This is a genomic window from Arthrobacter sp. 49Tsu3.1M3 (assembly GCF_900168135.1).
Classification (GTDB): Bacteria; Actinomycetota; Actinomycetes; order Actinomycetales; family Micrococcaceae; genus Arthrobacter.
Window position 1 is genome coordinate 44,015 of the sequence record NZ_FUZD01000020.1, and the last position, 21,776, is coordinate 65,790.

The following is a 21,776-nucleotide window of genomic DNA, read 5'->3' on the forward strand; positions in this document are numbered from 1 at the left end:
CGAAACAATGCTCTCTCAGCGACTGGGGGAGCACTAGAGGACGACTAGTGGTGCACTCTATACACAGGGAAGATATTCACGACTCGGCAGATACTCAACGTTGGTAGACGCCAGGCAGGAACTGAACAATGAGAGTGGGACTGCGGCTACAGGGAACCAGCTGCCGGACCGTTGTACTGGACGGGCGGACTGTAGTTTCCGCCGCTCGGGAGGTGCACGCGGGCAGCTTGTCGGATGCCTTGGAGTCGTGCCTGTCCGGGCTCCGTCGGGAGTTCGGGGCAGGCATTACCGAGATCACTGCCGACGTCGGACGGGTCTTGGTGGAGCGGAAACTGGCAGACGTCGTCGCCATCCGTATTTCACCCCGTCCCCCCGCGGACGACTTTCACATGACCGTGCTGCCAGCCCTTGTTGAACCGGCAGTGACCCGGACCGTGCATGTCCGCGGGGGTCACGACCTGCGGGGACGGCCTCTGGCCCGGTTGGACCTGGAGGCGTTCCTGGCCGATCTCCCCGGCATCCTTGCCGGTGACGTGCGGAACGTGGCGATCACTTCCGTCGGTTCGACAGCGTCAAAGGACCATGAAACGCGCATAGCCGATGCCATCCTAAGCAACGACAGAGATATGCGGATCAGTATTTCCAATGACTTCTATTCCAGCGTTTTCCGGGACCGCGACTACACAGCCATCCTTAACAGCGCCCTGATGGAGACGGGGGAAGAGCTGGCTGCCATGCTTGAGGAGGCAGGCCGGCGCCAGCTCCCGGCCACCCTCTTGTCGTTTGCAAAGAACGACGGCGGCCGCGCACCTCTGTCACGGCTGGCCTTGGCGCCTGTGCACGGGTTGCGCGCCGAGCCCGCGATGGGAATCCTTGGCGCGGCCACGTTGGCGGGAATGCCCGAAGGGGAAGTCATTCTCTGCATGGAGGCCGGGGTCACCGTGGGCCACACCCGTGGAGGCCTGCCTGTCACCAGAAGCCTCATTCGCCAAGGATTTGACGCAAGCCTCGCCAGCAACGCCGCCATTCTGGAGCCGTACACCGTCCACCATCCGGTTCGCGCCGACATCCCCTCCGTGATTGCCGACCTCCGCGAGTGGCAGCAGAGTGCGCTGCCCTTCGGGCTGGTGCCCACTCTGCCGGCGGTGCAGGACGCCGCACTGGAAGGATCTGCCGTGGCCCCGCTGACGGCGTGGATCGACAGGCTCGAGACCGTTAGCGGCCGGGTTGACTTGAAACGCGTGCAGAACCTCGCCGAAGAGGACGCCCACTCAGCGGCGGTCCAGTTGGGCGCCAGCCCCGGGCAGACCCACATCGTTGAATCGAACGTCTTTGCCATGCCCTACGGCAACCCCGGAATCGTTCGAATCCGGGTCCAGGCGGCAGGAGAAACGTCCGCCGCCGAGGAACACGTGCTGCCCGCAGCCGCGCGAGGAACCAACCCATGAGCACCGTACTCACTACCGAGGACGTCCGGAACCTCAGAACAGGTGCCCACTTCCTGGCCTGCACCATCGACCCGACGGCCATCTACGTCTACGCTGAGATGATCCAGCGGGCGATGGAGGACCGGTCATTGGAACTCATCACCGTCGACGAGCTTGCTCCCGACGATCTGGTCGTGGCGGTCGGAATGGTCACGCAGGGCCTTTTCATCGCCGACATGCCCCCCGTGGGCGATGAGTTCCTCGGCTGCATCAGTGCCATCGAGGCCAGTCTCGGCCGGAAGGTGAGGGCGATCTATCCGCTCGCCGCCGCCAACATCAATGGAATCGTCCCCCTCATGGTTGGGCTGCAGTCCTCGCTGTCCGTCATCGATTCCGACCCCATGGGCCGCGTTTTCCCCTTGATCAGCCAGACAACTCTGAACATTGGAAACGTGGCGATCGGCCCTATCGCGCTCATGGGGGTAACCGGGGAGCGGGCGGTGGTTGAGGTCGAAAGCCCACAGCGGGCCGAGACACTGGTGCGTGCACTGGTGACCGAACTCGGCGGTTGGGCAGCCACCGCCATGTATCCGTGTTCCGCACAACAGCTGAGGGAACATGGCGTTCATGGCTCCGTCAGCCGGATGATCCGGATCGGGCAAATCCTCGACGCGAGCACCTCGGTTGATAGAAAGTTGTTGTTGCTCGCCGATCTCCTCGGCGCCACGCGCATCGCCCGGGCCCGAGTGAGCCACATCGAAAGCCTTTCCCGGCCCACCGATCTCGGCTTGCCGGCGCAGCCGTCCAGCGTAACGCTCGAAGACGAAACCACCGGACGCATCGTCCGTCTTGAACTCCAGAATGAGATCCTGCTGGTCCTCGTGGATGGTGAGATAACAGCCGCCGTCCCGGACATGGTGACGCTACTCAATTCCGAGCAGGGCACGGTGGTCAACCTCGACGACGTCCAGGTGGGCGACGTCATCGACATCGTGAAGATCACGGCAGCGGCGCAGTGGTATTCGGAGGAGGGGCTTGATCTCACCGAGCCCAAGGCCTTCGGCATTCCGATCGCCCACCCACGGCGGCGACATGCGTAGATCGAAAAATGAAACCCGGCTCGATGTCGCCGCGCTATTGGCGCACGGTTCCCTCCGTGGTGCCACGCCGCTATATCTCACTCCATCCAGCGGGTTGATAGAAAGTGTTGTTCTCGTCTCCCAGCTTGAGGCAATCCGGCAGGTGCGGCCCAACACTGTGGTGGTCCTCTCCTCAGAGATGGGATCAGGGGGTTGGCTGGTGTCCGCGGCGCTGCGCCATGCGTGGGAGCGGCGCGCCAGCGCCGTCGTCGTGGCCGGCAGCGCCTATGCAAGCGCGGCGGTCGGACTGGCGGAGCGGTTGGGCATCACGCTGCTGGCCACTGACGGGGAGCCTGCAGCGCTTGCCTTGGCACTGGCGGCCGAGATCGGCGCGGCCCTGTCGGTGGTCGATGCGGAACTGGCCAGGGTCGCCCGGACAGTCGCAAAGGACACCACACTCGGTGACGTCCTCAAGACCATTTCCAGGGAACTGGACGGGGTCGGAGTTTCGCTGGAGTACGACGGCGTGGTTCTGGCCTCCGTCGGGCTGCCTCCACGGGAGACTGACGAAGTCATCACCGTGGAAGTCGGCGGGGCCAACAGCGTCGTCCGCTGCACCCTCACGGCCCGCGTGCCCACTTCCGGCATCCACAACCTGCGGCTAGTGCGCTCAATCCTTGAGGTGGCCACCCCCGCGGTGAAGGCTGCCTGGCTGTTGGAGGAGCTACTTAGTACTGCCCGGGCCGTTCCCACCGCGGCGATCGCCGGGTTGGATCAGGACCCTGCCGCGTCGGGCGCGGAGTTCGAGGAAAAACACCGCCATCTGCTGACCCAGTTGGGCTGGCGCGGAGGGGAGCCGTATGTGGCCGTGTGGCTCCGCAGCGGGCAGGTGCAAGACCACCCGCCCGAGTTGACGGCCGTGTTGCGCCTGCTCTGGCGCAAGGTCACAGCACGCAGCCCCTTGGCTGAGGTTCAAGGCGGTTGGCTGACGCTCGTACCCGCCGGGGATCAGGACGCCTCGACCCAGCTCGAAACCCGAATCAGGACACGTCTGGGGCCAGCTCTTGCCGAGCTTGGCCTGGTGGCGGGACTGTCACGATGGCAGGAGGATGCCCCGGCGCTGGCGTTGATCGTGCGTGAGGCGCGGCTGGCTGGACAATCCGCCCGGTCAACGGGGCCCGGCACGGTTCTAGGCTTCGCCAGCCTCGGGGTGGTCGCGGCCACGACCTTCGTCGACATGGACGCCGTCGCGCTCGTGGCAGAACTATCACTGCCGCGACTGATGAATTCCCCGGACCGCGACGTGATCATTACGGCAGTGGCCGCCTTCCTCGATCACCGCGGCTCAGTCAGCCTCGCTGCCAAATCCCTCAACCTGCACCGGAACACCCTGCAGGCCCGGCTTAACCGGGCACGGGAACTCGGTGTCCCGCTTGATATCCCCTCTGAGCTGCTGTCCGTCCACCTCATCGTCAAAGTGCTGCGGCGATCTATGCGAGACAAAACGACTTCCGAAGACACCCTCGAAAACCAGAAAGGACTCCCTGAGTTCCCAGTCCGATTCCATCAATGATTGCGCCGAGGATTTCTGGCTTCGGCCAGCGCTTAAAGCTGCCCCCATCGAACGCCGGGCACGAGCACGGCGCGCGTCTCCATCCGTCAGCAGTCAGTGACGGCGGTCCATGCCTGAGCCCGACCCCGGTCCGTGCCCCGGGCTGTTCCACGGACACGGACACGGACGCGGGCCCAGGCGCGGCAGGGCTAACTTATTTCGACGACAATCTTCCCTGACTGTTCGTTCGACTCCGTGTAGCGGTAGGCATCAAGCACTTGGTCGAAAGCAAAAACCCTGTCGACTCTAGGCCGCAGGGCCCCGGAGCTAATCCGCTTGAGGATGAAGTCGACACCTCGCCGCCGCTCATCGGGCCGCCCGACGTGGTTGAACATTGAGTACGGGTGGAAAACCGATTGAGTTCTGCACATTGCGGCCATAGGGATAACGGGCTGCAAATCGCTCAGCGTTCCGTAGCCGAAAATGACGGCGTTAGGTGCGAGATGATCGACGTAGGTGCCGAGGGACTCTCCTCCGACAGGGTCGAAAGCGACCCGCACGCCCTTGCCATCGGTGGTGCGGTCGATGACCTCGCCGAGGTCGTCGACCCCCACGAGGGCTACTTCGTTTGCGCCGGCCTCGAGGAGGAGCGATCGCTTCTTCTCTGACCGTGTCGTCGCGACCACCTTCGCCCCAAGTGCGCGTGCGATCTCGATGGCACCAAGCCCGGCCGAACTGGCGGCGGCAGTGACGAGCACTGTGTCTTCGCATCCGAGATTGGCTGCCTCTGCGAAGGCGAAGTAAGAAGTGAGATATTGCATCCAAACAGAGCAGGCCTGGGCATCCGAAAGTTCCGGTGGAGCAAGGGTTAGGTAGTCTGCCGGTAGGACAGCTGTTGTTCCCTGCACGCCGTCGGTTGCGGTGAAGAAGGGAATGCTCGTGACGCGGTCGCCGATGTTGAAGGCTGTGACGTTCTCGCCGATCTCGGTGACGGTACCCACTGCCTCGGACCCAATGCGCGAGGGGAACGCCGGGATGGTGTAGTGCTCTCCGTGGATGAACATTAGATCTGCCCTGTTGAGTGCGAATGCTGCGACGTTGATGCGGACATCGTTTTCCGCGACTTGACGTGGAGCAGCAGCTTCGACGGCCAGCACTTCGGGGCCGCCCAATCTGCGGAAGACAACCGCGGATTCCGGCCTGCTCATCGCTGGTCCAGCGAGAGGTCGGGCTCGAGGGGGGACAGCAGTCCGATAGGGACATAGTAAGCGTGGGTCATCATGGGCTTGATACATAGGGTCCGTCTGGACATAGCCTTACCTCCGTTTTTGCTTGGTGCTATATGCCACGTTTGATTTTGATTGGGTTAGCCGGCGCTGATGCCGCCGGGGTTATGGGAAGGATGCGGTTGCGTGTTCCCGCAGTGCTGGTGACCGCGGGGGTTCCCTCGCCTGCCTCGATCACGGAATGTCAAGGCAAGCGAGGGCATCGGGGTAACCTCCGGCCAAAGATGCCCTAGGGTGGAGGGGCTCTGTGACGCGCAAGCAGTCGGCGTGACGGGCAGTGCAATGTATTTACGAGGACACCGTGGTCATTGACACCATGTGCTTTGGCTCGAGAGCCGGGAAGAACCGCTGGCGTTCTTGGGCTGTGGGCCCGTCGTAGCCCAGGCGCTTGCTGTGCGTCCAACCGAACCGGCGAACCGAATCAACGAGCTGCTCGGCGTGTTTGAGCGGGGCCACAGTCGCGTCGATCACGGGTACGCCAATTTCCTCTTGGACCGTTCGGAAGAATCCGAATTCGGCCGTGCAGCCGAGGATGACGACGTCTGCGCCGTCCTGCTCCACGGCCTTGCGGGCTTCGGTCATGATCCGCTTTTCCGTGAGCGCCGGGTTCTCCTGGAAGTCATCGACGCCCATCTCGAGCACGCGCCATGAGGCAAGACGCTCTGATGCGCCGCAACGATGGACGTTCTCGGCCATCTCGGGAATCCACTTTTTTCGTCCGACGAGAATGGAGAATCGCTCGCCCAGACTTCCGGCGATGCTCAGCGCCGAGTGCGCCGGGCCTACAACCACCATGCGATCGGTGATTTCGCGTGCCGCCCGCAGCGCCGGATCGTAAAAACAACCGACGACGGCGGCGTCATAGCCTTCTTCTTCCGCCCACCGCACCGTTCGCAACAGCTGTGGAAGCATGAGTGCCTCGAAGGCGTTGTATTCAACGTGGGAGGGGCCCTCTCCGTCAAGGGAAACGACATCAACTTCGGTACCCGGACGGACTATCTGGCGGAAGGAGTCCGCCATCGCTCGATTGTACACATCGGTGTAGAGCGGGTTGATCCACAGGATTCGGGCGTTCTCCGAGAGATCGTCAAGATTGTCGGTGGGGGTGATCATTCCAATTCACTTCCTTCGGTTTCGGGCAAGAACAGGCTGAGGATGACCGTGACAAACAAGAACATGTTGATAAACAGAATTGTCGAGGTGACTCCAGTGGCGGAGGCTAGGAGGAACCCGACAAGACTCGGTGCGACCGTATTTGCGACGCGCTGACCGAAGATACCGAACCCGTAACCTGAGCCACGAAGGGCCGAGGGATAGAGCTCGCCCATCCACGTGTCCCAGACACCCCAGGCTCCCAGAGCGAAGAAGGCCAGAGAGAACATGCCCACATACATCTCGGTCTCGGTTGAGGCTGTCGCGAAGAAGAAACCGCCGCCAGCCGCGGCGAGGACATAGATCGTGAATATCCATTTGCGTCCAAAGCGTCCGGTCAGGTAGGAGGCCGTCATGTATCCCGGGATCATGAGGACCGCGCTCAGGGCAATGAAGGAAAAGCTTGATGAGGCGCTCAGTCCTCGCCCCTGAAGCAATGTTGGCATCCACGATTGAAGTCCCCAGTAGCCCCAAGAGAAGGTGAAGTTGATGAGGACTTGAATGACCGTGATCCGGCCCATTCTCCCCTTGAAGAGGCTCCAGATGGACTGCTTCTCGCCCTCCGACACGGTGAAAATGGTGCCACGGGAGATGGGGCGTGCTCCCAGACGGTCGAGGACATCGTGCGCGTCTTCATTCCGCCCCCGCCTCGCGAGCCAGTACGGGGATTCCGGAACGATCTTGTACAGAACGATGCCCCACAGGCTGGCAAGTGCGCTAACAGCAATGACCCAGCGCCAGCCGTGCCCGCCGATCAGAGCAGCGGTGCCGAGGGCGGCCAGGATACCGATCGGCCACCCTGCGGCAAGATAGACCGTGGCCTTTCCGCGGACCTTAACCGGGAGCAGCTCTTCAAAATAGGGGAAAGTCACAGTGAAGACGCCCGAGAACAACAGCCCGGAGAGGAAGCGAGCCACCGAGAGGGTCTCAAAGTTCGGTGCGAGGCAACTCAGGAGCGTGAAGACGCCATAACCGGCGAAGCTCCATGCACACGTGGACTTCCTCCCGATCCGGTCAGAGATGGGCCCCCAAATTAGTGACCCGGGGATCATGCCCAGGAAGAGCGCCGAGATGGCGATTCCTACCTCCGTCATGCCGACCTGCAGGCTAGTAGCCAGATCACCAGCAACGTAGGTGAGCATGAGCATTTCCCAGGCTTCGATTGCGAAAGCGAAGAAGAGGACCGCGCAGATTTTAAAGTGGATGGACCCGAAAGGCATGTCGCGGAACGCGTGCCCGACGGCCATGGAGCGAGGTGGGCTCGCCGTCCCGGGCGCTTGCCCTGAAATGAGTGGGTCGATACTGGACATGTCTTGACCTCCGATATTTTGGACAGGATAAGAAGTACACGCAGCGGTTCTGTGCACGGAGAACAGTCCGGATATCAAGGAATTCACCTCGGAGCAGCTCACCCAAGCCTCCACTCGGAGTAGGTCGCCTAACCCCTCGCCGAGTGATTGCCCTCACACTACAAACGAAGAGCGCTCAGACGGTGTTCACTTTGCACTTCTTTGATTCGCCCGTTTGGGCGGAAAGCACTGCTCTTGTAAACGCGCACCCTCTGCGCAGGTCAAAAGGGCTTTGTTTTTGGTGACATGGGCAGGCTCTATCCGCCGTTATTGCCTTTCGGGCTGGTGCCAGGCGTCCTAGAGGGATCGCCAAAAGGGGGCGCCGGCCAGGTTCGTCTCCAGCACTTCTGCTCTGCCTGCCCGGGCAGAATGACCCGTCCCACTACAGCCCATCCGGGAGCGCCTTCGTTGTCGCACTGAGGAGGACAAGCGCCAATTCATAAACCTCACGCCGCTGGCGCGCCGAGCCCACCGGCCTCGACAGTTCCAGTGCCCGCACACCACTGCTATGCACTCTGCCCGTCCAGGTGCAGCCGAATCATGCAGTATGCCCCCCATCTTGGTCGGCCCGTCTGTACCGTGATCTCCCACACACAAAGTTCCATTCCAAGACCATGAGGAGATACACATGCCGAACTACAGGGTGTCGATGGATATCGGCGGAACCTTTACTGACATTGTGGCGTACGACCAGGACGCCGGAACCTACGCGGCTACGAAAGCGTCCACCACGCCGGGAAACCTGAGTGCCGGCGTCATCGCAGGCCTGGAATCGATAGTTGATGATCTATCGGACATCGATTTCCTGGTCCACGGCACCACCCAGGGCCTGAATGCGTTCCTAGAACGTCGTGGGGTTCCCGTGCTACTGCTGGCCACGGCCGGCATCGAAGATACCTATCACATCGCCCGCGGCCCCCGTCTTGAGCTCTACAATGCCCAGTACCGCAAGCCTGCCCCGCTGATCGAGCGCAAGGACGTCATCGGCGTCGGTGGCAGGCTGGACAGTCAAGGCCAGGAACTCGTGCCCTTGGACGAACTGGCAGTCCGCCAGGCCGCGCGCCGGGCAGTGGAGGAGGGCTACGGCGCCGTCGCCGTTGCGTTCCTGTTCAGCTACAAGAACCCCTCGCACGAACTCCGGGCCCGCGAAATCTTGATCGAGGAACTCGGGGAACAGTTCACAGTCTCCCTTTCGCACGAAGCAGCCAAGGAATGGCGCGAATACGAGCGCACGTCCTCCGCCGTCGTCGAGGCCTACACGGGGCCGGTCGTACGCAACTACCTCCTGGACTTGGAAGAGAAACTTGCTGACCGGGGAGTGGAAGCCCCGCTGCACATTATGCAGTCCTCCGGCGGCGTGCTTACCGCTGAGTCCGCCCGTAAGCGCCCGCTGCAGACACTGCTTTCCGGCCCCGTCGGCGGTGCCATGGGCGATGTCGAACTGGCGGGCGTCTCGGGAAGCCGCAACCTCATCGGTGTGGACATGGGCGGGACATCCTTTGACGTTTCCTTGGTGGTTGACGGCAAGCCGGACGTCTCCATGGAGGCCCACCTTGAAGGTCTGCCGATGCTCATGAGCGTCGTGAACATCCACACAGTCGGCGCAGGCGGCGGCTCCGTCGCATGGCTCGAAGCCGGCGGCCTGCGGGTGGGACCGCGCTCCGCGGGAGCCACCCCAGGACCGGCCTGCTACGGTCGCGGCGGGACGGAACCCACCGTTACCGACGCCAATCTGGTGCTCGGACGAGTCGACCCCGGCTGGTTCGCCGGCGGACAGGTGGCCTTGGACCGCGAAGCCGCGATCACAGCCCTGAAAACGGTAGGTGACCAGCTCGGCCTGGACCCCATCGCCATGGCCGAAGGCATCTGCGACGTGGCCAACTCGCAGATGGCCCAGGCCATCCGGACCATCACCATCTCCCGGGGTATCGAACCCCGCGACTTCTCCCTCGTGGCCTTCGGCGGAGCCGGACCCATGCACGCCGTCTTCCTCGCTAAGGAACTTGGCATCCCGGAAACGGTCGTTCCCCGCTTCCCCGGCGCTTTCTCGGCCTGGGGCATGCTGCAAACCAACATCCGTAAGGACTTTTCCGAACCGTACTTCTACCTCGACGAAGACATCGACGTTGCAGACATGGCCGGCATCCTGCGCTCCATGGAAGTCGAAGGCCTGTCGTCACTGATCTCGGAAGGCGTCCCGGAGGAAAGCCGCGCCACCACGGCGTCCGTGGACGTCCGCTACCAGTCGCAGGAGTTCTCCCTGAACGTTCCGCTGACGTCCGCTGACGAACCCGAGTCCCCGGACTTCGTCGCCAACCTCGCTGTCCGTTTCTCCGCGATGTACCACGAGCGCTACGGCCACTCCAATCTCGGCGCCCCGATCGAAATCGTCACGCTGCGCACGCAGGCCGTCGGCGACCTGGGACGGCTGGAAGCTCCGAGTTACGTAACCGCACAGGGCCCGGAGTTCAAGCACGAAATCCGCCGGGTGGTCTTTGACCACGTCGAACACGACACCACCGTGGTCCGCCGTGACGACCTCGGCGCCGGCCACACATTCGAAGGACCCGCCATCATCGTGGAGCAGACCGCCACCACCGTGGTGCCCCCCGGGTTCAACGTCAAGGTCGACGAGTTCGGCTCCCTGGTCATCCGCTCTGAAGACGTCGAAGGAAACTGAGGTACCAAAAATGACAATTACAGCAGTCAAAACCCTTGATCCCGTCACCGTGGAAATCATCCGCAACGCGCTCACCAGCGCCGCGGATGACATGAACGCCACCCTGATCCGCTCCGCTTATTCACCCATCCTCTACGAGGGCGGGGATTGCGTCGTGGCCCTCCTGGACACCGAGCACCGCGTGCTCGGACAGTCCGCCGGTCTGCCGCTGTTCCTAGGCAATCTGGAAACCTGTTCCATCGCCGTGGAGGAGATGTACGGCCGCACGGTCTGGCAGGAAGGGGACATCTGGATTCTCAACGACTCATACCTGGGCGGCACCCACCTGAACGATGTGACCATTTTTGCTCCGATCTTCGACGAAGGCGCGGTAGTCGGATTCGCGGCCACCCGTGCTCACTGGATGGACATGGGGTCCAAGGATGTCGGTGGTTCGATGGACTCGACGGACATTTTTCAAGAGGGCTTCAGGATGGGGCCGGTCAAGCTGGTCGAGGCCGGAGTTGAGACTTCTGTTGTGGACCTGATCCGGACCAACGTGCGCTTCCCTTACCAGACCATTGGTGACATGCACGCGATGATCGCCGCCCTCCGGATGGGGACCACCCGAATGAAGGAGCTCGTGGGCCGGTACGGGATGGAGCAGCTCGATGCCGCCCGGGATGAGATATTCCGCCAGACGGAGGAAATCGAGCGTGCGACGGTACGCAACATCCCGGACGGCATCTACGAAGCCGAGGGCTTCCTGGACAACGACGGCATCAATCTGGACACTCCCATTGCGATCAAGCTGCGGATCACCGTAGCTGGCGACACAGTTGACTTCGACGTCACCGGATCGGCGGACCAGACCATGGGGCCGGTCAACTGCGGCGCCGCCCAGGCCGTCTCGGCGCTGCGCGTGGGTTACAAGCTCCTCGTCAGCCCGGAGTCCAACTCCAACGGCGGATCCTTCCGGCCAATGACCACCCAGGTACGGTCCGGCTCAGTGCTCGGCGCCGTGACGCCAGCCCCGTGCCAGTGGTACTTCTCCCACCTCGGGCTTCTGATCGACCTCGTCTCCAAGGCAATGGCCCCGGCCATGCCGGAACGCGTCGCCAGCGCCAGCCACGGTGACTCAATGATCATCACCGCCGCCGGTTTTGACACCCGTTTCGGCCGGAACTTCGTCACCATGGAAGCCACTCTGGGCGGTTGGGGTGCCTGGCAGGGCACGGATGGTGAATCCGCCATGATCAACAACGTCAACGGCTCACTCAAGGACCTGCCCATCGAGATGCTGGAGACCCGCTACCCGTTCCGGATCAACGAGTACTCCATCCGCCCCAACTCCGGCGGCCCCGGCCAGTACCGCGGCGGCAACGGCGTGGTACGCGAATACGAATTCCTGGCCGACTGCGTGGTCGGGCTCTGGTTCGAACGGTCAAAGACCCCCGCTTGGGGGCTCTTCGGCGGATCGGACGCCCAGGGCCCCGAAGTTGTGATCAACCCCGGCCGCCGTGATGAGGTCCGCACCCTGAAGGCGAACGCCCACAAGGTCAAGGCCGGCGACGTCGTCCGCCTTGCCGTGGGAGGCGGCGGCGGCTTCGGAGAGGTCTCCAAGCGCTCCCGCGAGGACATAACCTACGACATCGTCAACGGTTTCATCACCGAGGACTTCGCCAAGACGCACTACGGCTACTAAGCACCGCCAGCGGATGGGTTCCATCAAGAAAAGAAAGGACTCTATGAGTTCCCAATTTGAATCCTTTGACGACGTGTACGCTCACGCCCGGGTGGCAGTCGGTGTCACGCTCTTTACCGCCTCCGTCCTTGCCGATAATGGCACCAGTATGGCCCGCGTCTACACCACCCATCCCAATGTCTATCCGGTGGGCGGGAAGAAGACTCTCGCCGGGGACACGAACCGGGTGTGGCTGGAGCAGGTGCTCAATGGACAGCAGCCGTTCCTGGGGGCGGATAAGGAAGCGGTCCGCGCATTCTTCTTTGATTCGGCAACCATCGAGTCATTGGGCTGCGGGGCCATCGTCAACGTTCCGGTCCTAAGCAACGGCCGGACTATCGGTTCCATGAACTTCCTCGCACCTGAGGGCAGCTACGACCAGAATTCGGTGGACGCAGCCGTGGACGTTGCACGGCGGTCCGTCCATCTGCTCGAAAAATCCCTTACCGCAGCCAACTAGTTCCTTCACGGGCGGGCACCAATTGGGGGGCCCGCCCGCGGGGGACAACAGGAAGGAACAGCACGTGACCACTCGGGGAAGCCTGACAATACGGAACGCCCTCATCTTCGACGGTGAATCACCCGACCTGATTGAGGGTTCTATCAGCATCCGGGATGGCCGGATCACTGCCGTAGGGCGGGAGGTGGAAGAGACCGGCGCTGTCCTTGACGCAGGTGGCCGAACCGTGATTCCAGGACTTATCGATGCGCATTTTCATGCCTACGCGCTGAGCCTGACGTCCGCCAGGAACGAGACGGGGCCACTGAGCTATTCCGCACTTGCCGGGGCACGGCGCCTCGCGGCTGCCCTGCTGCGCGGGTTCACTGCGGTTCGTGACGTAGCCGGTGGTGACGTTGGCCTTGCCAGCGCCATCGAGGAGGGTCTGTACCCCGGTCCGCGCTACTTCTTCACCGGCCCGGCGCTAAGCCAGACAGGCGGCCACGGCGATATCCGGGCCGCGAACCACGGAGGATGCTTCCATGGCGGCCACATGTGCGAAGTGGTGGACGGCGCCGATGACCTGCTGCGGGCCGTGCGTCACCGATTCCGCACAGGTGCCTCCGCTATCAAGCTAATGACCTCCGGCGGGGTCGTTTCACCGGTCGATCCGATTCGGGTTCCGCAGTACAGCGCGGCGGAAATCCGCGCCGTAACGGAGGAGGCTTCCCGCCGGGGCAGCTACGCCACGGCTCACGCATATTCGCCCGAGGCCATTCGCCATTCAGTACTTAACGGGGTTCGCTGCATCGAACACGGCAACCTGCTGGATGCAGAAACCGCCCAGCTAATGGCTGACAATGACGTCTATCTAGTCCCCACCTTGGTGACCTACGAAGCCATGGAACGGCGAGGCACGGAAGTCGGCCTCACCGAAGTGGGAGCGGCCAAGAACCGGGAAGTTCTAGAGGCAGGGAGGAACGCCGTGGCACTGGCCCGAGATGCTGGGGTCCGGATTGGGTTCGGAACAGACCTCATGGGTGAACTGGAGGATGAGCAACTGGCCGGACTCCGCCTGCAGTGTGAAGTGCTTGGCGTGTACGGCGCACTCCGGTCGGCTACATCAACCAACGCCGCCCTGCTTCGGCGCGGTGACCTTGGACGCATCACCCGAGGGTCCTGCGCGGACTTGGTGGTCCTGGACGGGAATCCCTTCCATGAACCCTCGATCCTCTGGGACGAAAGCAAGACGCGTACCGTTATCAAGGACGGCCAGATCATCTCCATGGGTGCCCTTTGGGGTGCCAGGGATTTGCCGCTAGACGTTCCGGTTGCCTAAGAAAGCGGCAAAATAGCCGCTAGTAGGCGGAGGGCTCGCCAAGGCTGAAAATCGGAGCAATGCGCCATAACCTCACACAATATCCGCTATCGGCCGTCAACTCGGTTGTGCGTAATGCTTGCTGGCGCCCTCATTTGAGGGCCGATAGCGGACTTTTTGTTTGGCGTGGCAGCGGTGCGCCTGATGCTGCGGCTGACCGGAATTCCGTTCCGAAAGTCTCCTGGCACAGAATTCAGAACAGCCATCTCGACTCGGGGAGTGGGGCCGCAATGATCTGAACTAGCCAATCTTGGGGTGTACACCGTCCACACTTCGGGCCCCGGATCGAGTCGTACATGGGTCGGATCGGGCCGGATCCCTCATGTTTTAGCGGGAGTCCAGTGTTTGCATGGGGTGGAATGCGGTTCGAGGCCCACCTCGGGCACGTGTTTTCGCTGTTCAGGGGCTTGTGGGCCGCTGAGTGTGCACACATCTCCTTTTATAGGCCCCTGCGGAGCCCAGTTTTGTTGGTGCCGGGTGTTCTGCGGCTCCTTCTCGTGGCTTGGACAGCGGTGTTGCCGCGTACTCCTTCATGGCCGGGAGCGCTTGGAACTGCATGACTTGCTGCGACTTGTAGTCAAACCCTCATGATCATCCCGATCGGCAGCCGGAACTCCTGGGAACCTCTTGTCATGCCCTCGTTGATGTTCTCGAGCATCGTGTAGGGCCGGGCGAACCTATCGGCTTTGGTGACGGGAAGAGCCTCACCGGGACGGACAGCCGGTAGGGTTTCCCGCAGTCCGTGCCGATGAGTGGAGGGCACCACGCCGGGAAGCGCCAAGCAGATGCGTGCCGTTGACGCGCCCGCGGTCCGCCACGCTGGGGGAACAGGTGTCAGGCGACGCGGCGCTTTCGCAGGGTCTTGAGCGTGGCGGCTGCGACTCCGCCGGCCGCCAGCGCCCAGGGGGCGCCGACGATGACGGGATCGATCCACTGATGGCTCAGGTCGGCGCGCTTTTTACCGAAGCGGGAGGAGATCCCGCGGCGCGAAAGCTCACTGAGCACTCCCGTCTCGGTGACCGGATTGTCCGGGCGAAGAGTGGCGAACGAGCTCAGGTGGTGTTCCCAGGCGTCCACCCTGTCCGCTGCGATGAGCAGTAACCAGTGCGTGGCTCGGCCCTCGCTGTACTTGTAGGCGTACTTCCGGATGGCACCGGATGCCCCCCTTGGAGGGGTGGAGGTCCCAAAAACGGGGGTCATGAATGCGTGTTCGATGGACCGTTCCCGGGGCCACTTCGCTTCCTGGCGTTCAGGGAAGTCCCAGTGCGCACCGGTCTCGATTCCGGGCTGCTCACGAGGGTAGGAGGGTCTGTCCATCGGGTCGAGGTCTGCGCCCCATCCCGGGATCCGGGCCCGCAGGTCCTCCGCGGACTCCTTCAGCGCCAGTTTGCCGGCGGTGTAGGGCGTTGGTATCTCAACCATGATGCTCTTCCTTTCAGGCTGCGGTGGAAACGATGAGGGGTTTGATGCAGTCATCGAGCTTGGCGGAGAAGATGTGGTATCCCTCGGCGATGTGTTCCAGCGGGATGCGGTGGGTGACGATGTCGCTGGGCTTGAGGTACCCGTTCCGGATGTGTTCGAATAACCGCGGCCATTGCCGTTTGACCGGGCACTGATTCATCCGCAGTGTCAGGCCCTTGTTCATGGCGTCGCCGAATTTCACGGCGCTGAAGATCGGGCCGTAGGCGCCCACCACGGACACGGACCCGCCTTTGCGGACGGAATCGATGGCCCAGTTCAGGGCAATGGGGGAGCCGCCCTGCAATTTCAGCTTGCTGCTGGTGACATGCTGGAGGAAGTTGCCGTCCGCCTCGGCCCCGACCGCGTCGATGACGACGTCGGCGCCCAGGTAGTCGGTTTCCTTCTTCAGGTGCACGACAATGTCGTCGTATTCCACGAAGTTGTACGTCTCGGCGTGCGCGAACGAACGGGCCTTCTCGAGCCGGTACTCCAGGTGGTCGATCACGACCACCCGGCCGGCGCCCATCAACCAGGCGGACTTGGCGGCGAACAGGCCCACCGGGCCGGCGCCGAACACCACGACGGTGTCGCCCTCAACGATGTCGCCCAGCTGGGCCCCGAAGTAACCGGTGGGAAGCGCATCGGTGAGCAGGACGGCGTCCTCGTCATCCATCCAGTCCGGAATCAGGCCCGGCCCGACGTCCGCGAACGGCACGCGCACGAACTCAGCCTGGCCGCCGTCGTACCCCCCGCAGGTGTGGGAGTAGCCGTAGATGCCGCCCACCGCCGTGGCGTTGGGGTTGACGTTATGGCAGTTCGAATACAGCCCGCGGGAGCAGAAGTAGCAGGAGCCGCAGTACACGTTGAACGGGACCATCACCCGATCCCCGGGTTTCAGCCGCTCCACCGACGGGCCCACCTGCTCCACCACGCCGATGAATTCGTGCCCGAAGGTCATGCCCACCCGGGTGTCCGGCATCATGCCGTGGTAGAGGTGCAGGTCGGAGCCGCAGATGGCCGCCAGCTTCACGCGGACGATTGCATCATTGGGATGCTCCATTGGAGGCATGTCCTTTTCTTCCACGCGCACCTTGTAGGGCCCGCGATACACCATTGACCGCATCAGTACCGCCTCCGGGAAGTAGTTCGTTCCGGCATCGAAATTCTCCTGTCCGTCACCGTTCAGGCGTTGGCTGGGTGGAGGACGACTTTGGTCCAGCCGTCTTCGCGGCTGTCGAAGTTCCGGTAGCCGTCGGGGGCCTGATCCAGCGGCAGCTCATGGCTGACAATGAAGGAGGGGCTGGCCTTGCCGCCGGCGATCAAATCGCGCAGGGCCCGGTTGTATTTCTTGACCGGGCACTGTCCCGAGCCCATCGTTTGTCCCTTGAACCAGTAGTTCCCGTAGTCGAAGGCGACCTGGCCCTGCTGGGCGAGTTTGTCGGGGGCCCCCGGGTCCTGGGGCAGGAACACGCCGACGACGCCCAGGCCACCGACGAACCGGACGGAGTCTACGAGCCGGTTCAGGGTGAGGTTGGGTTGTTCGTTTCCGCCCGGATCGTGCGCCTGGTAACCGACGCATTCGCAGCCCCGGTCGGCCCCGAATCCCATGGTCTGGTCTTTGACGAAGTCGACAGGGTCCACTTCGGAATCATTCACAGGGATGGCGCCGATCTGTTCGGCCAGCTTGAGACGGTCGCTTTGGCGGTCCACGACCATGACTTTGCCGGCGCCTTTGATAATGGCCGAGTAGGCTGCCATGAGCCCGACGGGTCCTGCACCGTAAATGACAACGGAGTCTCCCGGGTAAACCCCGGCCAGCTCTGTGGCGTGCCAGCCGGTGGGGAAGATGTCGGCGACCATGACATAGTCGAGTTCCTTCTCCACGGCGTCCTCGCCCAGGCGCAGGCAGTTGAAGTCCCCGTACGGCACACGCAGATATTCAGCCTGTCCGCCCTGGTACGGGCCCATGTCCGCGAAGCCATAGGCTGCGCCGGCGAGCTTGGGCTCGGGCTGCATGGTCAGGCAGTAGTTGGTGAAGCCCCGTTCGCAGTTTTTACAGAATCCGCAGGCGATGTTGAACGGCAGCACCACACGTTCGCCGACTTTCACCTTGCTGACCGCGGGGCCGGTTTCGACCACTTCGCCCAGGTTCTCGTGTCCGAAAGTGCGCCCGGGCGCAAAGCTGGTGCGGCCCTCATACATGTGCAGGTCAGAGCCGCAGATATTCGCCGAGGTGATCCGCACCAGCACGTCGGCGGGATGCTCAATTTTGGCATCGGGTACGTCCTCGACGCTGACGTCGTTGGGTCCTTTGTAGACTACTGCTTTCATTTTTCCGCTCTTTTCTTTATTCCATTCCGATCGTGGCCCGGCAGTGGCAGCTTCCGGGCGCGCTGCAAAGCCAGGGGTCTGCAGGAGGGCGGCCCGGAGAAGGCGGCGAAGTGTCACCCGATACGCGTATTGGAGGTGGCAGGGGAATGGGTGAACTTGGATTGCGGCCCCTGAGCCAACCCAAGGCTTCGAGAGGCCAATGGTTTTCAGACGGCAGGCTGTCCGGGAAAATCCCGCCCGGCCGGTCTGTACGCAACAAGAAACTTAATGAGCCTTAATGCTAAGCACCCTTAGTGCCACTGTCGAGGGGTAATCTGAAAATATGTCAGGCATGGTCACCGCTTGGCGGGATCACCTTCTACCGCGGCGACGCCGTACACCCCAGCACGCTGGAAGACCCGACCAACGGACGCATCGCTACAGCCCACTCCAAGAGCCGCGCCCAGAGCTGTCTGGCCATGACGCGGTTGAGGCGCCGGCGGAATTCCCTTTTCTCTTGCCTCCCCGGGGCGCTGTTCGATATAGGCGCAGGTGGCGGTGTCTGTGAGGCTGCGGGTCCGGGCGATGATGTCCGGTGCGCTGCTCGTGGCCGGTACGGCCGCACGCCCCTCTGTGCACAGAATGACCGATATAACTTCCACGTCTGCACGAAATCGACCTCCTTGCCGTCGTCTCCCAACGTGGCCAGCCGTAAAATTTTGAATTCATAGTTGACCCAGCAACTGCTGGTTCTCATTGGCCACCCCGGGGGAGCACCGTCCCGGGTGCGGAGGGCCTTCGACACAGCGCGGTCGTGGGCGCGCAGGAGCGGGCCTTTGGCTGCCCCGCTCCAAAGCGACCTTGCTGATGCTCACTCAACACTGCCCCGGATGGGATCCCGCCCGGCCGGACAGGCCGGCCGCTCACGTGCCCGCCGTTTCAATGACACTCGCGTTTAGAAGCCTTGCTGAGTTAGCGATAACTCACTATTTGAACTTCCGCTTCAATCGAAGACTTAGTGTGAGCATTTCCCTAATTATGAGGCAACTTGGATGCTGAGCACCAGGGCACAGCTGATCGTGAAGAAATTTTTAACAACCTCTTGATAGTGCGCTAACTCACGTGTAACTTGACTCACATAGCCCCGAAGTCGGGGCGCTCATACACACAAGGGAGTGTTTTTATGCGGAGGAGTACAACTGGAATCCGTCGAAGGAGCAGGCTTGCCACCGTTGCGCTGTGCGCCTCGATCCTGACGGTTTCCTCACTCGGGCTGTCCGGGTGTAAGAGCGGTGCTGCAATGGCTGACGGGGGAGAGAAGGCAACAGGCAAGGGGCTGGTCATCGGCTGGAGCCAGCGAGGCATCAGTGGCAGTGACTGGTGGAAGACCTTGGTCGAGGGCGGCCAGGCCGAGGCCAGCAGGGTCGGGGCGCGGCTCGAGCTGCTGGACGCCAACGGTGACACTGTGCGGCAGAACGCGGACGTACAGACCCTGATCACAAAGGGCGTCGACGTCGTCGTTATGAACCCGAACGACCCGTTGGGCGTAGGGCCCTCGATTCAGGCGCTGAAAGACGCGGGCATACCGGTTGTAACAGTCAACTCGAGCGTTGATAAGTCTCTGGTTCCGGACATGTTCTGCTACGTCGCGGAGGACCAGGAGAAAACCGGCTCGCTAGCCGGCGAGGTAGCTGCAAAGAAGGCGCTCGAGAAGTACGGCGACAGCGGACAAATCAAGATCGTCGGCATCGGAGGCTTCCCGGGAGACGTGCTGAGCGACCTTCGGTTTAACGGCTTCATGGCCGGCTGGAACCGTGTAATGGAGAAGCACCCCGGTGTGACCACTGTGAAGCTTGATACCAAGTACGGGGAGTGGAAGCCGGACAAGGCTCTGGCCCCTATCCGCGACGTCGCCACAGCCAATCCAGACCTCAAGGTCGTCTACAGCATGAGCGATGTCATGCACGGTGGCATAGTCCAGGGCCTGCAGCAGGCTGGTCTCTGGGGCGACGAGATTATCATGGCCAGCTATGACGGCGGCATGGGGGCCATCAAGGAAATGGTGGACAGCCCGAAGGGCCCGCTCCAGGCTGACGCGTCCAACCAGCCGTGGGACCAGGGAGCTACTGCCGTGCGCATGGCGATCGCCGCGGCCAAGGGGGATCAGTCCCAGTGCCCGGGCAAGACGAACTACATCGAAACGACGGTAGTCACGCCCGCCGACGCGGCCAAGTACTACGTCCCCACGGACACCTACGTCCGCGCCAAGGACTAACGTCCGCCGGCTCGACAAGTGATTTGCAGCCGGCCCCGCTCTGCCCCGAAGTCCTAGATAAGGAACAATTATGCCCGCCAACAACCCGGTCCCGGTGGCGCCTGCCACCGGGACGGCAGGGGAATCGCAGTCAGGTGCCCCAGAACTCGAACTCCACGGCATCACCAAGTCCTACCCCGGAGTGAAGGCGCTGAAGGGTGTCAGCTTCAGCGTCCGCCGCGGCTCAGTCCACGCCCTTGCCGGGCAGAACGGGGCCGGCAAGTCCACGTTGGTCAAGATCCTCTCCGGCGCCGAGTCCCCGGACACGGGAAGCATTCGCCTGGGTGGCGTGCTCCAGCGGTTCCGGGATCCGATGGATGCCCAGCAGGCTGGCATCCACACCATTTACCAGGAACTCTCCCTCGTGCCCTCACTGTCCGTGGCCGAGAACATCTTCCTCGGCCAGTTGCCATTGCGCCGCGGTGCGGCCGTGGACTGGCAGCGTATGCAGTCCAAAGCACGAGCGGCCCTCGACCGGGTGGGCTTCGACCTCGATGTGCGCCGCCCCGTGGGCAGCTACTCCACTGCAGAGCAGCAAGCGGTGGAACTCGCGAAGGCGTTGCACAAGGACGCGCGGGTTCTCCTGCTGGACGAGCCCACGTCGACGTTGCCGATGCCCGACGTTGAGCGGCTCTTCACCGTCCTCCGGTCCCTCTCGGAGCAAGGCGTGACGCTCCTCTATATTTCGCACCGCATGGACGAGCTGTTCTCGCTCTGTGACGCCGTAACGGTGCTGCGCGACGGTGTAAATGCCGCGGACCTGAAGACAGCAGAATCCAAGCCGTCCGACGTCGTCACGGCGATGGTGGGAAAGAGCCTCGAAGGGTCCATTGCCGACGCAGCGCTCCGCGGAGAACGCTCGCCACGCCTCGGCCCCGGCGCCGGCGAACGTGTCATCCTCTCCACCCGCGACATCTCCGAGCATGGGTCCGTGGACAAAGTCTCGATCGAGTTGCTCGAAGGCGAGGTCCTCGGTCTCTCCGGACTCATCGGCAGCGGCCAGTCCGAGCTGGCAGGGCTCATAGCCGGTGCGCGGAAGCGCACCTCCGGAGAGATGAGCGTCGACGGGCAGGCGGTGGATTTCCGTGCGCCACGGGACGCGATCCGCCACGGCATCGGCCTGCTGCCGCAGGACCGGAAGGCCGCGGGATTCATCCCGGATATGGGTGTTGCCGGCAATATCACCCTGGCCAGCCTGCCGCAGTTCAGCCGACTGAGCGTAATCCAGTCACGGCGGGAGCGCAGCGTCGCCGCCGACATGGTCGACCGCCTCGGCATGAAGGTCTCCGGAGTAACCCAGCCCCTGAAAACGCTCAGCGGCGGGACGCAACAGAAGGCAATCCTGGCGCGGTGGCTCGTGCGCCAGTCGCGCATCCTCGTGTGCGACGAGCCCACCCGCGGCGTGGACGTCGGGGCCAAGGAAGACATGTACGAGCTCATCCGCGAGTTCGCGCAAGCCGGAGGAACCGTCGTGGTGGCCAGCTCGGAAATCACGGAGGCGATGATGTGTGACCGCGTCCTCGTGATGGCGCGCGGGCGTGTCGTCGCAGAGCTTGACCATGACGAGATCGATCCCGCCGGCAACGCCATTCTCGAACGCTTCGCCTGACGGCGCCATCCACCAGA

The 21,776-nt window shown here is 62.8% G+C and carries 15 protein-coding genes; 9 read left to right on the forward strand and 6 right to left on the reverse strand.

Going from position 1 to position 21,776, the window contains the following annotated elements:
- The first annotated feature begins 227 nt into the window (after positions 1–227).
- Genes B5X90_RS17255 through B5X90_RS17265 form a run of 3 tightly spaced genes read left to right on the forward strand, consistent with a single transcriptional unit; the run spans position 228 to position 4,079 of the window.
- The gene (locus B5X90_RS17255) at positions 228–1,448 is read left to right on the forward strand and encodes a hydantoinase/oxoprolinase N-terminal domain-containing protein (protein ID WP_256860304.1); all 1,221 of its coding nucleotides are present in this window, start codon (positions 228–230) and stop codon (positions 1,446–1,448) included.
- Entirely contained in the window at positions 1,445–2,527 is a 1,083-nt protein-coding gene (locus tag B5X90_RS17260; protein WP_079555182.1) for a DUF917 domain-containing protein, read from the forward strand. The genes B5X90_RS17255 and B5X90_RS17260 overlap by 4 nt, the downstream gene beginning before the upstream one ends.
- Positions 2,520–4,079: a PucR family transcriptional regulator gene (locus B5X90_RS17265; protein ID WP_256860305.1), complete on the forward strand. Its 1,560-nt coding sequence runs from the start codon at positions 2,520–2,522 to the stop codon at positions 4,077–4,079. Before B5X90_RS17260 ends, B5X90_RS17265 begins: the two co-directional genes overlap by 8 nt.
- Positions 4,080–4,267: 188 nt before the next feature.
- Here the strand turns inward: B5X90_RS17265 and B5X90_RS17270 are convergent, their stop codons facing one another.
- From B5X90_RS17270 to B5X90_RS17280, 3 genes are all read right to left on the reverse strand, one after another.
- Positions 4,268–5,266, reverse strand: a complete 999-nt coding sequence (locus tag B5X90_RS17270) for a zinc-dependent alcohol dehydrogenase family protein (protein ID WP_179129183.1) — start codon at positions 5,264–5,266, stop codon at positions 4,268–4,270.
- Between the two features lie 366 nt (positions 5,267–5,632).
- A complete protein-coding gene (locus B5X90_RS17275; protein ID WP_256860306.1) occupies positions 5,633–6,457 on the reverse strand; it encodes an aspartate/glutamate racemase family protein in 825 nt (274 codons plus the stop codon).
- On the reverse strand, positions 6,454–7,806 hold the full coding sequence (locus B5X90_RS17280; RefSeq protein ID WP_256860307.1) for an MFS transporter: 1,353 nt from the start codon (positions 7,804–7,806) through the stop codon (positions 6,454–6,456). Before B5X90_RS17280 ends, B5X90_RS17275 begins: the two co-directional genes overlap by 4 nt.
- A gap of 667 nt (positions 7,807–8,473) precedes the next feature.
- Here B5X90_RS17280 and B5X90_RS17285 point away from each other — a divergent pair.
- The 4 genes from B5X90_RS17285 (at position 8,474) to B5X90_RS17300 (ending at position 14,026) form a co-directional block, all read left to right on the forward strand.
- Positions 8,474–10,525: a hydantoinase/oxoprolinase family protein gene (locus B5X90_RS17285; RefSeq protein WP_079555184.1), complete on the forward strand. Its 2,052-nt coding sequence runs from the start codon at positions 8,474–8,476 to the stop codon at positions 10,523–10,525.
- Between the two features lie 10 nt (positions 10,526–10,535).
- Complete coding sequence (locus B5X90_RS17290; protein ID WP_079555185.1) at positions 10,536–12,209, forward strand: hydantoinase B/oxoprolinase family protein; 1,674 nt, start codon at positions 10,536–10,538, stop codon at positions 12,207–12,209.
- 43 nt (positions 12,210–12,252) lie between these two features.
- The gene (locus tag B5X90_RS17295; RefSeq protein ID WP_079555186.1) at positions 12,253–12,708 is read left to right on the forward strand and encodes a hypothetical protein; all 456 of its coding nucleotides are present in this window, start codon (positions 12,253–12,255) and stop codon (positions 12,706–12,708) included.
- Positions 12,709–12,772: 64 nt separating this feature from the next.
- Positions 12,773–14,026, forward strand: a complete 1,254-nt coding sequence (locus tag B5X90_RS17300; RefSeq protein ID WP_079555187.1) for a metal-dependent hydrolase family protein — start codon at positions 12,773–12,775, stop codon at positions 14,024–14,026.
- Positions 14,027–14,899: 873 nt separating this feature from the next.
- On the opposite strand, the gene B5X90_RS17305 is transcribed toward B5X90_RS17300, so the two are convergent.
- Genes B5X90_RS17305 through B5X90_RS17315 form a run of 3 tightly spaced genes read right to left on the reverse strand, consistent with a single transcriptional unit; the run spans position 14,900 to position 17,857 of the window.
- Positions 14,900–15,487 (reverse strand): hypothetical protein, encoded by a 588-nt coding sequence (locus B5X90_RS17305; protein ID WP_079555188.1) that lies wholly within the window; start codon positions 15,485–15,487, stop codon positions 14,900–14,902.
- Positions 15,488–15,500: 13 nt separating this feature from the next.
- Complete coding sequence (locus B5X90_RS17310) at positions 15,501–16,649, reverse strand: zinc-dependent alcohol dehydrogenase (RefSeq protein ID WP_079555189.1); 1,149 nt, start codon at positions 16,647–16,649, stop codon at positions 15,501–15,503.
- A 59-nt stretch (positions 16,650–16,708) separates the two neighbouring features.
- A complete protein-coding gene (locus B5X90_RS17315; protein WP_079555190.1) occupies positions 16,709–17,857 on the reverse strand; it encodes a glutathione-independent formaldehyde dehydrogenase in 1,149 nt (382 codons plus the stop codon).
- Positions 17,858–19,136: 1,279 nt separating this feature from the next.
- Here B5X90_RS17315 and B5X90_RS17325 point away from each other — a divergent pair.
- Together B5X90_RS17325 and B5X90_RS17330 are read left to right on the forward strand one after the other, a co-directional pair.
- Positions 19,137–20,111, forward strand: a complete 975-nt coding sequence (locus tag B5X90_RS17325; RefSeq protein WP_256860308.1) for a sugar ABC transporter substrate-binding protein — start codon at positions 19,137–19,139, stop codon at positions 20,109–20,111.
- Positions 20,112–20,181: 70 nt separating this feature from the next.
- Positions 20,182–21,759, forward strand: a complete 1,578-nt coding sequence (locus tag B5X90_RS17330; RefSeq protein WP_079555192.1) for a sugar ABC transporter ATP-binding protein — start codon at positions 20,182–20,184, stop codon at positions 21,757–21,759.
- Positions 21,760–21,776: the final 17 nt, after the last annotated feature.

Coding starts and splice junctions, on each gene's coding strand:
- B5X90_RS17270 (WP_179129183.1), bottom strand. CDS start 5,266: ATGAGCAGGCCGGAATCCGCGGTTGTCTTCCGCAGATTGGGCGGCCCC.
- B5X90_RS17285 (WP_079555184.1), top strand. CDS start 8,474: ATGCCGAACTACAGGGTGTCGATGGATATCGGCGGAACCTTTACTGAC.
- B5X90_RS17275 (WP_256860306.1), bottom strand. CDS start 6,457: ATGATCACCCCCACCGACAATCTTGACGATCTCTCGGAGAACGCCCGA.
- B5X90_RS17290 (WP_079555185.1), top strand. CDS start 10,536: ATGACAATTACAGCAGTCAAAACCCTTGATCCCGTCACCGTGGAAATC.
- B5X90_RS17325 (WP_256860308.1), top strand. CDS start 19,137: ATGGCTGACGGGGGAGAGAAGGCAACAGGCAAGGGGCTGGTCATCGGC.
- B5X90_RS17265 (WP_256860305.1), top strand. CDS start 2,520: ATGCGTAGATCGAAAAATGAAACCCGGCTCGATGTCGCCGCGCTATTG.
- B5X90_RS17310 (WP_079555189.1), bottom strand. CDS start 16,649: ATGCGGTCAATGGTGTATCGCGGGCCCTACAAGGTGCGCGTGGAAGAA.
- B5X90_RS17280 (WP_256860307.1), bottom strand. CDS start 7,806: ATGTCCAGTATCGACCCACTCATTTCAGGGCAAGCGCCCGGGACGGCG.
- B5X90_RS17330 (WP_079555192.1), top strand. CDS start 20,182: ATGCCCGCCAACAACCCGGTCCCGGTGGCGCCTGCCACCGGGACGGCA.
- B5X90_RS17260 (WP_079555182.1), top strand. CDS start 1,445: ATGAGCACCGTACTCACTACCGAGGACGTCCGGAACCTCAGAACAGGT.
- B5X90_RS17305 (WP_079555188.1), bottom strand. CDS start 15,487: ATGGTTGAGATACCAACGCCCTACACCGCCGGCAAACTGGCGCTGAAG.
- B5X90_RS17295 (WP_079555186.1), top strand. CDS start 12,253: ATGAGTTCCCAATTTGAATCCTTTGACGACGTGTACGCTCACGCCCGG.
- B5X90_RS17315 (WP_079555190.1), bottom strand. CDS start 17,857: ATGAAAGCAGTAGTCTACAAAGGACCCAACGACGTCAGCGTCGAGGAC.